The following is a 10767-nucleotide window of genomic DNA, read 5'->3' as shown; positions in this document are numbered from 1 at the left end:
CAGGGCTGCGTACTCTCTGCGATGCCCCCACACCAGCATTCTCGGCAGCGCATTCCTCGAGACACACCGGTAGAGCAAGCTCCGACACTCCCCCGTGGAGCAAAGCCGGTACCGCCATCAGCCCCATCCAGCCAACCGCCTGGCGCCACCCCACCCACACACAGCAAGGCAACCACTCCACCATCGACACCAAGCCACCACCCCACCGACTCATCCCACGACCACCCCGACGCCCCGAACGCGCGGCGCGCGGTACGAGCACCCAGGCCCCGCAGTTGGCGCCACGCGGGCGGGACTGGCTGCAGCGTCGGCCCGGGTACGGCATGATCGGGACGGAACGGACCGACTCCGTCGGCCCCACCGCCAAGCACGCAGGTACCCACGACGCCGCCCGGCCCGGGCGCAAGGAGGACTCATGAACGCACAGGACCCCGCCGAGACCGACCAGACCACCGACTTCATGTGGAAGGCGACCGCAGCCGTGGCCACGCTCGCCTCCGGGTTCGTGGCCGAGAAGGTCGTGGCGCTCGGATGGCGAGTGATCTCAGGCCGGCCCGCCCCGCGCGAGGAGGACCAGCTCCTCAACTACAAGCTGGCTGAGATCGTCACCTTCGCCATCATCTCCGGGGCCACCGTCACCCTGGTGCGTGAGCTCGGGCTGCGCCAGGCCGCCAAGTGGTACAGCGCCCGCCGCCCCGACTCCCCCTACGCGCTGCGCGCCATCAGCGCCTGAGGACTCCGTGCCGGCACCATTGCGGGGTCGGCACACTTTTTTGGTGGTCCCGTGTCACGATTGGCGACTTTTCCCGACCGCACACCGTTCGCGAGGGACCTCCGTACACTCAGCACCAGGACGTCTGCGCAGGTCAGAGCCAGTCTCCGAGGATCCGGTCGAGCTCGCGGCCACCGACCGCGCTCGGAAAAGTCGCCAATCGTGACACTTTTCCTCTGCCGCGCCTCAGCCCCAGGCCCCCGTTCTCAGATGCCGACCTCACCGCGGAGGAACAAGCCAATGTCTTCGACCTCCGCAGCGGCTGCATCCACCATCGCGACGATCTGAGCCTTGGAGACCCCCACGCCCAGGCACCACGAGGCACGGGCGATGATGTCACCATCGGTATCGGGCCGGGCCTTCAGCATCGAGTCGCCTGCCTGAGGAGGGGCCTGACCAGCGGTGGCTGCGTCACTGATCGCCTCACCCATTCGATCAGCGAAGCCCGTGCGCACACCCATCACATGACTGACCACGTTCCAGTCATTGGCAACCATCGGCGCCAGCACCCGGTTCAACGGGGTTATCCCGCTCCAGCGCGCCGTCGCGATGAGCTCCGTCCCCTCGACCCCGACCACCAGCTCGCAGGCATCATCCCCGATCGGGATGATGACAGCATCGTCCTTCTCCAGGAAGTCGTAGTCGGGGTTCAGCGCTTCCACCACGAGCGGGAGAGTCAGCGCAGGCAGCCGAGAGGGAACACGACCAAGGCCCCTCAGCCCGAACAGGTCCGAGATGGCCACCTCGGCCTGGCCGTCGTCGAGCATGTTCGGCTCGGCAGGTTCGTTGGGACCATCGGACTCGTCACCTTCGGCGTGATCTGGTTCGTCGCGTTCCGCCTTAAGAGCCTCGAGCATGGCCCGTCCCAGCGCCTCCTCACGGCTACCCAACATCTCAGGCTGCCCAAGGACCTTCTCCATCGTGGCAGCGAAGACGTCCTGGATGCCCAACTCCACCGGGTCGAGGCCGTTGGCCTCGGCAATCCTGGAGGCCTGGGTCAGGAGCATGGAGGCACTGTCCATGTCGCTATCGAGGAGCACCCGGGCCCGCTCGACCAGCTGGCTCACGGCCTCGGCAGGTTCCCCGCCCAGCTCGGCCAGCAACTCCTCCGGGCTGTCGGGTATCTGGATCCCGGCGTCCTTGGCGAAGTCGTCAAAGCGTGTCTGCGGGAAAGTCTCCTCCAGGAACTCCTCGAAGAACATACACGCGTCAATGGCCTCGCGCAGGTAGTGGCCGAGCTGATCGTCAGTCATCCCAGCCGACACCGGCAGTGTGGAGGCAGCGCACAACAGCACCGAGTCATCCTCCGGCGAGGGGACGGCATAGGCCCTCAGCATGTCATCGTTATCCGGACTGGCGTTCCAGGACTCGACGAGGATACACAGCGCCTCCAACATGTAAAACGGGGCCTTCGAATGCCATTGGATTGAGACGGTCAAGAGGTCGGGGAGCACCTGGAACCTCAGAGCGCTGTTGCCGGTCAGGCCCACGAGCGACCCATCCCAACTGACCATCACGGGGACGTCGACACAGATCAGGATCTTCTTGACCCGGGCGAGGGTCACCTTCGTCGGTCTGGGGGCGGCAGGCTTACGGGGTGTGGTGGACTGGCGAGTCTTGGCAGTCGGCTTCTTGCGAGGGGACACAGTTGCTCCTGTCGCTGATGGTGGTCACAGGCTCTGTTGCTGGCGCAGGACGGTGGGAACGGAGATACGCGCCTCCTGGAGCCGTCGGCCCGCACGGTAATGGTCGTCTCTGAGACGTGCATGAATCGACATACCAGTTCCGCATGCCATTGTGTCACTCTGGGCGACTTTTCCAGCCGGCACACCGTTCGCGAGGGACCTCCGCACACTCAGCACCAGGACGTCTGCGCAGGTCAGAGCCAGTCTCCGAGGATCCGGCCGAACTCGCGGCCGATGGCCGCGCCTCGAAAAGTCGCCAATCGTGACACTTTTTCCTCTGCCGCGCTTCACCCGCCCCGCTCCCCGCCGACCCCCAGGTAGGCTGACCAGGAGCGCCAATGGTGTGCCGCGCAGGCGACCCTCCGGGGCGCCGCCGGCCCACCTCCCAGCGCTTCCGCCTTTGCCTTCGGAGACCTGAGGAAACCCGCCCCGATGAGTGCCGTGCAGATCGTCTGTGTCGTCATCGTCGTCATCGCTACGACGATCGGTATCGCAGTTTTCGCACGCGCCTGTTGCACTATTGGCGCCCGCATGGCCGTGGGCCGCGCAACCGCTCCGGAGCGCCTGCGCCCGGTCGGCCGGCGCCTGGCACTCACGCTGGGGGCGCTCGTGGGCCACACCGCTTTCAAGGGCCGCCCCTTCGTCAAGGCCGCCCACTGGCTGGTCATGATCTCCTTCCCCCTGCTGTTCCTCACGCTCGTGGCCGGCTACGGGCAGGTGCTGGGCGGGCCCGACTTTGCGCTGCCGCTCATTGGCCACGCCGCCTGGTGGGCCTGGGTCGTCGAGCTCATCGCCTGGCTGTCCACCTTCGGGATCGTGGGGCTGACGATCCTGCGCTGGCGCCTGACCCGGGCCGGCCGGGCCGTCCCGCCCTACGCCCCGGACTCCGAGGGCGGCAAGCGCCCGCGCACCTCCCGCTTCGCCGGCTCGACGTCAGCCCAGGCGAAGTTCGTCGAGGCCACCATCATCGGCGTGGTCGCCTGTGTGCTGGCGCTGCGGATGCTGGAGCACGCTTTCCTGGCCGCCTCCTCCGACCCGGCGCAGCGGGCCCTGGCCTCCTGGACGCACTTCCCGCTGACGGCTTGGACCGGCCCGCTGCTCGCCCCCCTGAGCGCCGGCGCCCTGGGCAACGCGATCCTCGTCGTCGCCACCATCAAGGTGGTGCTGTCGATGACCTGGTTCGTCGTTGTGGGTCTGCAGCCCTCGATGGGTGTGGCCTGGCACCGGTTCCTGGCGATCCTCAACGTCTACGCGCGCCGCGAGGTGGACGGCTCCAAGGCCCTGGGCCCGCTCCAGCCGCTCATGGTCGGCGACGAGCCCCTGACCGAGGCCACCATGGACGCGCTGGAGGAGGCCATGGAGGCCGCCGACTCCGGCGAGGGCCCCGAGGTGCGCCTGGGCGTGGGCCGCATCGAGGACTTCACCTGGAAGGGCCTGCTGGACTTCTCCACCTGCACCGAGTGCGGCCGCTGCCAGGATCTGTGCCCGGCGTGGAACACCGGCAAGCCCCTGTCCCCCAAGCTGTTCGTCATGGCGCTGCGCGACCACCACGCGGCGGCCGCCCCCTACCTGCGGGCCGCCGGCGCCCTGGGGGTCGAGCCCGACGACGTCACCGAGGAGATGGTGGCCTCTCGCCCCACCTCTGGCGGGCCGGTCGGCAAGGCGCTGGGCATGTACGACGGGCTGGCGCGCGAGACGAACCTGGGCCTGGAGCCGGGCACCGCCCACACCGGCGACGTGCTCGGCGCGCTGCTGGCAGCCAAGGCGGCCCCCACCGAGACGGGCGTGGCCACGCGGCCGGCGCCCCTGGCCGGGGAGGTCATCCCCGCCGACGTCCTGTGGGCCTGCACCACCTGCGGTGCCTGCGTGGACCAGTGCCCGGTGGACATCGAGCACGTCGACCACGTCGTCGACGTGCGCCGCCAGCAGGTGCTCATGGAGTCGGCCTTCCCCAAGGAGCTCGGCGGCATGTTCCGCAAGATGGAGTCCAAGGGGAACCCGTGGGGGCTACCGGCGCGCAAGCGCATGGACTGGGCCAAGAGCCTGGACTTCGAGGTGCCGGTCATCGGCGACGACGTCGAGAGCGCCGCGGACGTCGACTACCTGTTCTGGGTGGGTTGCGCGGGCGCCTACGAGGATCGGGCCAAGAAGACGACGCGGGCGGTGGCCGAACTGCTGCACACCGCGGGGGTGAGCTTCGCGGTGCTGGGCGACGCCGAGACCTGCACCGGGGACCCGGCCCGCCGCGCCGGCAACGAGATCCTCTACCAGATGCTCGCCGCGCAGAACGTGGAGACCCTGGGTGAGGTCGGGGCGCAGAGGATCGTGGTGACCTGCGCGCACTGCTTCAACACGATCTCGCGGGAGTACCCGCAGATCGGGGGCCGCTACGAGGTCGTCCACTACACCCAGCTGCTGAACCGGCTCGTGCGCGAGGGTCGGCTGCGTCCGGCGCCGCCGCAGGCCGCGGGCGGTTCGACGGCGCCCGACGCCCCATCCGCCCCCACACCCCCGGCCACGTCGACACCCGCCTCCGGGCGGGTCGGCGACTCACCAGATGGGGACGCTCCAACGTCGAGCGCCGAGGCCGCCGAGCCGCAGGCCAAGACCCCGACGGAATCGTCGGGCGGGCAGGCCGCTGGCAAGGCGGCGGGCGAGCCGGTGATCCCGACGGTCACCTACCACGACGCCTGCTACCTGGGCCGCCACAACCAGGTCTACTCCCCGCCGCGTGAGCTACTGGAGGCGACCGGCGCGACCACTGTGGAGATGCCACGCAGCCGCGAGCGGGGCTTCTGCTGCGGGGGCGGCGGCGCGCGCGCCTTTATGGAGGAGACGATCGGGACTCGCATTGCCGTGGAGCGCTCGCGCGAGGCCATCGGCACCGGCGCGCAGGTCATCGCCACGGCCTGCCCCTTCTGCACCACAATGCTCTCCGACGGCGTCGCCTCCGAGGGCGCCGACGTGCGGGTCACGGACGTGGCCACCCTCATGCTGGAGGCCGTGCGCCGCGGCGGGGAGTAGGCGGAGGTCGGCCTCAGCCCTTCGGCTCGGCCGGCGACATCCCACGCAACCGGGGGCAATCCCGTGCAGCCGGGGACATCCTGCACGTGCAGGGACAGGATTCCGGTCCCCGAACGCGCGAACCACACCCGGCCGTACAGAAATGTCCCCGGCCACGTCGATTGTCCCCATCGATAAGAGGCAGGTCACGAACTGGCCTACGTCTCAGTGCCCACCTGGCTCTCTCCGTCGCCGACGCCCTCACCACGCTTACGCGCCCGCAGGCTCTCCCAATGCGCCAGACGCTCACGGATGCGGCGCTCGTGGCCATTGGCGGTGGGCTCGTAGAGGGGTTGGCGCTCGACGCCGTCGGGCAGGTAGTCCGCGCCGGAGAAGCCGTCGGCCGTGTCCGGGTCGTACTCGTAGCCCTCGCCGTAGCCGAGCTCCTTCATGAGCCGGGTGGGGGCGTTGAGGATGTGGGCAGGCGGCATGAGCGAGCCGGTCTGGCGGGCCAGGCGCGTCGCCCGCCCGTAACCGCGGTAGACGGCGATGGACTTGGGCGCGGTGGCCAGGTAGACGACCGCCTGCGCGATAGCGAGCTCCCCTTCGGGTGAGCCCAGGCGCTCGTAGGCGTCCCAGGCGGCCAGCGTCATCTGGAGGGCGGCCGGGTCGGCCATGCCGACGTCCTCGCTGGCGAATCGCACCAGACGCCGCACCACGTAGAGCGGGTCCTCGCCCCCGCCCAGCATGCGCGCCAGCCAGTACAGGGCGGCGTCCGGGTCTGAGCCGCGCATCGACTTGTGCAGGGCGGAGATGAGGTTGTAGTGCTCCTCGCGGGACTTGTCGTACAGGGGAGCCCGGGAGGTGATGACGCCGCGCAGCCCCTCGACGTCGAGTGGTTCCGGACCGCCCGTGTCCTGGGCGGCGAGGATCTGCTCGACCATGCCCAGCAGGTAGCGGCCGTCGCCGTCGGCCATGGCCAGCAGGGCGGTGCGGGCCTCGTCGGTCAGGGCGAGGGCGCGGCCGGTCAGGGACTCGGCGCGCGCCAGCAGCTCGGTCAGGGCGGCCTCGTCCAGGCGGCGCAGGACCATGACCTGGCAGCGCGACAGAAGGGCGCCGTTGAGTTCGAAGCTCGGGTTCTCGGTGGTCGCACCGACCAGGACGACCGTCCCGTCCTCGACGTAGGGCAGGAAGGAGTCCTGTTGGGCACGGTTGAAGCGGTGGATCTCGTCGACGAACAGGAGCGTGCCCTGCCCGATCTCGCGGCGACGGACCGCGGCGGCGAAGACCTGACGCAGGTCGGCCACCCCGGAGAAAGTCGCCGAGACCTGCTCGAAGACCAGGCCGGTGCGGTCGGCCAGGAGCCGGGCGATCGTCGTCTTGCCGCAGCCCGGCGGGCCCCACAGGATGATCGAGGACAGGCGGCCGGAGGCCACCATGCGGCCCAGCGGGGCGTCAGCGGCGAGCAGCTGGTCCTGGCCGACGACGTCGTCGAGCGCCCGCGGGCGCAGCCGGTCAGCCAGCGGGCGGGCAGGGTCGTCGACGAGGCCGGAGCCGTCGGGGCCGGCGGCATCGAACAGCGAGGGTGAGTCCGGTTCGGGCATACGGCGAGCCATGCCCTGAGCGTAGGGCCTGGCAGTGACATCAATTCCGGCCGCTTGCGTCAGGGACAACCGGCCCCTGACCGCTCAGGAGAACCGGGCCAGGGCCGTCATCGCCGGCGAGAAGCGCCCTAAGGGCACGTGTTTTGCCCGCCGTCCACGCCGGCGACGCCATCCTGGATGAGGCCTCCCTGGCCGTAGCCCGCCGCCTCCAAGACACCACCGGGATCAGCGTCAAACGCGTCATCCGCACCCTCAAACCCCCTCCAGGACGTCACCATCAACCTCAACGGCCACCACCTCACAGCCGCCGATCCCCTGGCCCCCGAGCCGAAGACCTCCTCACCGCCCGCAACATCCCAGCAGGGCACTAAAAGGGCGCTAAAAGGGCACTAAAAGGGCGCTAAAACAGTGCAACTCAGGTCTGTCGCAGTCGTTCCCGGCCTGCTGACAGCCTCGGTTCCACTCGTTGGTCCACTTCGAGGCGTTACCGCTGAGGGGCCTTTCTGCCGGTGACCGCCGCACTGGCACTCGAGCTGGAGTCCTCGGAGACGATGACTCCGCCCGGACACAGCGCCACCGAGCCGGTGATCGCCCAGAACCGGGGCAACGAGACGCTGACCCACGCGGGCTCGTGACCACCGGAGTCGGTGGCGCCGCGATCCTGCTCGGCGTCCTGGCGGGCCGCCTCGTTCTGCGGCACCACGAGCTGGTCGGGGAGGCTGTGGTGGTTCTCGTCATCCACGCGCGCCGAGAAGACAGGGGTGTCCACTGCGCCCGAGTACGGGGAGCTTGAACTGCGGTCACCATCCTGTTCGATGGTGCGGTAGGTCCCTGCAGGATCGACAGCTGTTACCTTTCCCGAGCGGGTGTCAAAGACATTGAGCACCAGCGGGTGGCCGAATTCTTTGGCCTTCCCCTCGACCTCGTCCTGGACGGTCCAGGCGGACACGGCCTGGGCACTGGCCTGGATCGCGACCAGAGCCCAGTTGTCGGGCTTGTCCTCCCCCTTGAGGGACACGGTCCCTCCACTGTCGATGTTCTCCACCGTCCCGTCCTTGGCGGCGTTGACAATCCAGCCACCGACATTGACGGGTTGCCCGGCGATCACCTGAGCCCTGATTCCCCGGGAGGAGAGATAAGAGCCACTGCTGCTCCCGGCATTAGGTAGAGCCTCGAGGTCGATGACAGGACGCTGAAACTGCGAGTCCTCCCGCTTGTCCCGGACGACCACGGAGGAGTGCCCACCGGGTCCCGGAATCGCCGCCTTCTCCTCGTCGAGCGGCGTGAGCTCGCGTCCGCCGGCAGTGTCGTAGACCTTGCGGTTGATGACGGTCTTCGAATCGGTCAGCTGCACCGCGGGAGTCGCCCCGGTCACCTGGGTATCAAGAGCGACCCGGCCCGTATCCGTGCTCAGGACCACCACGCGGGTGACATCCTTACCCGAGTCATTGTCATTGAAGGCGCTGTCGGGCGAGACGTCGAAGGCGTAGGCGAGCCAGGCACCGTCAGGGGACGTGAAGGCGGACCGTCCGCCATAGAGCCTCACCCCCTTGAGAGGCCTGAGCCTCCCATGACTCGATTGGTCATTCAGCTTGGTCGTTGCGAAAGTCCACAACGCCTTTCCGGTTGAGGAGTCCAGCCCGTAGACGCCGTCTCCGGTGACGACAACGGCGCCGCGCACCCCGGCGAGAATCTGGTCAACACTGTATTTGTCAAAGGGGGCGGTCCACAGCGGGTCGGCATCCACCTGCTTCTTGCCAGCCGTTGCGGACGCCATCTCCTCGACTGTCGGAAAACCGTCATGGTCGGCGGCCGCACTGGTCGTGACACGAACAAAATGATCGTAGGAGCTGCTGATGAGGCCGGGGACCGTCACCGCAATCACGGTGACCACGGCGATACAGATAAGGCTCATCCCCACGTCCCGCACGCTCTGTCCAACAGGCTTCCGGGCCGCAGCAGTCGCTTGCTGAACGTACTGCGGTTGCTGCGAGGATGCCGACGACGAGCCGATCATCCTCCCGTACGCAAGGGCAGCACTATCCGACGTCGCGGCGCCGCTCCACGACGTCGCCGCGCCCTGCGCCGCCTGAGGCGGCGCAGCCGGCCGGTAGACACGCAGGGCCAGATGGCTCAAGAGGGCGAGAACCAGACAGACCCATCCAACGACCACCAGGCCGATATATTCAGGGACGATTGCGCCCGCGCGCACGATTCTGTCGAGAGTTCCATCGGCTATGGCGTAAAGGAACAGCAGGATAGAGACAATAACCGATCCGCCGACCGCGCATCCAACAATGCCGCCAGCCGGCAACCTGGGGGGACGCCGCACCCGACCCACAACCGAGAGAATGATAAAAATCAACGGAAACAGGTTGAGTGTGCTCCATGATCCGCTGACCAACGGCACCGGCAGCGGTGAACGCAGCGCCTCCGCGATCCCCCAACCCAGCAGGATGAGGGCCGCGCCCCCTGCCGCCAGACGCACTCCGGCCAGAAGGCTGAAGACCACTCGCCGGCGACGCGAGCTCCGCTGGGCACCTGGAACCGGGGAGGGCCGCCTCCATCCGGCACCATCAGCACCGTTGACCGTCGGGTAGCCACGTTGATTCACCGAGACTTCGGACGGACCGCTTCCGAAGCCGCCGAGCGGCGACGTCGCGTCATTACTCATGGGATGAGTGTCAGGCCCGCACGAGGATTCAACAATGGGGAGTGCGGCCACCTTTACCTGCCGGGACGTCCCACACGCGGACCAACTGCGGACCACGCTCCGCGGGCCGGACAGGACAATTCCCGCCATCGGGCTGACAGGGCCCGCCGCCCGGGGGAGACTACGAGGTGCGCGGCCCCGCGTCTGACCCCCGCCCCACGAGGCCGCACGCGACACGACCGGCAGGACCGGCGGCGTCCCACCACGGCGCCTCCACTCGGGAGGACACCACCATGACCTTCACCTACACGCTCACCTGCACACTCGACACCACCGCGGCCCTCCCGCCCGTGGCCGGCAGTGAGGAGCAGCGCGCCTACTGGGTCACCCCCACCATCCTGGCGTGGCCGCTGTCGCTGCTGCCCCGGGGCATGGACCGCGAGGTCGTCGTCACCAACGCCGGCGACCCCCTCCCCGGCTCCGGCCTCGCCCTGCGTCTCATCACGGCGCCCGACGGCGGCGCCGCAGCCATCCACGGCCGGATCCTGGGCGCGGACGGCATGCCCACCCCGACGGTCACGCCCCTGCGCATCGTCGGGAACCTGCCCGGCGAGGTCCTCGCCGCACACCCCCATCTGGAGGGCTACATCGCCCTGAGCACGACCGACGCCGCCGGCACCCCTCTGCTCGACGACGACGCCGTCGCCTCCGCCCTGACCGGCCAGGTCGCCGTCGCCCAGTACGTCGGGCTCCCGGACCCCACTGAGGCCGCCGACGTCAGTGGCGCCCGCCTCGACGCCTTCACCGGGGTGCAGACCGCCATCCTCCTGGACCACCTCTACGCCGAGGCCGCCACCCGCGCCGAGCTGGGCGTCGCCTTCACCGGCGGCCTGCCCTCCTTCGCCCTGTGGGCGCCCACCGCGCAGGCCGTCACCCTTCTGACCTGGGAGACCGGTGACCCGCTGGGTTCGGTGCCGGAGGTCCCCGGCCCGCCGCGACGCACCCCGGCCGTCCGCACCGGCGACGGCCGCTGGGTCGTGGCCAACCACC

6 protein-coding genes and 2 pseudogenes are annotated in these 10767 nt (G+C 69.0%); 5 read left to right on the top strand and 3 right to left on the bottom strand.

The annotated features are described in order from the left end of the window. Both RIV14_RS12980 and RIV14_RS12975 read left to right on the top strand, forming a co-directional pair. Positions 1–419: hypothetical protein (locus tag RIV14_RS12980; RefSeq protein WP_309325222.1), on the top strand; the 419-nt coding region annotated here is incomplete at its 5' end. Then, positions 416–733: a DUF4235 domain-containing protein gene (locus RIV14_RS12975; protein WP_075372978.1), complete on the top strand. Its 318-nt coding sequence runs from the start codon at positions 416–418 to the stop codon at positions 731–733. The genes RIV14_RS12980 and RIV14_RS12975, both read left to right, overlap by 4 nt. A 245-nt stretch (positions 734–978) precedes the next feature. Here RIV14_RS12975 and RIV14_RS12970 read toward each other — a convergent pair whose 3' ends face one another. Next, positions 979–2337: a type III secretion system chaperone family protein gene (locus RIV14_RS12970; protein WP_143224227.1), complete on the bottom strand. Its 1359-nt coding sequence runs from the start codon at positions 2335–2337 to the stop codon at positions 979–981. 552 nt (positions 2338–2889) lie between these two features. Between RIV14_RS12970 and RIV14_RS12965 the strand changes: the two genes are divergently transcribed. After that, the gene (locus RIV14_RS12965; RefSeq protein WP_075372980.1) at positions 2890–5481 is read left to right on the top strand and encodes a (Fe-S)-binding protein; all 2592 of its coding nucleotides are present in this window, start codon (positions 2890–2892) and stop codon (positions 5479–5481) included. A gap of 197 nt (positions 5482–5678) precedes the next feature. On the opposite strand, the gene RIV14_RS12960 is transcribed toward RIV14_RS12965, so the two are convergent. Next, positions 5679–7076, bottom strand: coding sequence for a replication-associated recombination protein A (locus tag RIV14_RS12960; protein ID WP_075372981.1), 1398 nt, complete (start codon positions 7074–7076; stop codon positions 5679–5681). Positions 7077–7125: 49 nt separating this feature from the next. Here RIV14_RS12960 and RIV14_RS13840 point away from each other — a divergent pair. Further along, positions 7126–7435: pseudogene (locus tag RIV14_RS13840) on the top strand (IS1634 family transposase); the annotation flags it as partial. Between the two features lie 113 nt (positions 7436–7548). Here RIV14_RS13840 and RIV14_RS12955 read toward each other — a convergent pair. Further along, positions 7549–9276 (bottom strand): hypothetical protein, encoded by a 1728-nt coding sequence (locus RIV14_RS12955; RefSeq protein WP_143224228.1) that lies wholly within the window; start codon positions 9274–9276, stop codon positions 7549–7551. A 734-nt stretch (positions 9277–10010) separates the two neighbouring features. Here RIV14_RS12955 and RIV14_RS12950 point away from each other — a divergent pair. After that, positions 10011–10767 (top strand): annotated as a pseudogene (locus tag RIV14_RS12950) (DUF3372 domain-containing protein); the annotation flags it as partial.

The sequence above is a fragment of the Actinomyces acetigenes genome (genome assembly GCF_031296635.1).
GTDB classification, from domain to species: domain Bacteria; phylum Actinomycetota; class Actinomycetes; order Actinomycetales; family Actinomycetaceae; genus Actinomyces; species Actinomyces acetigenes.
This window is presented reverse-complemented; position numbering and strand designations above follow the sequence as displayed.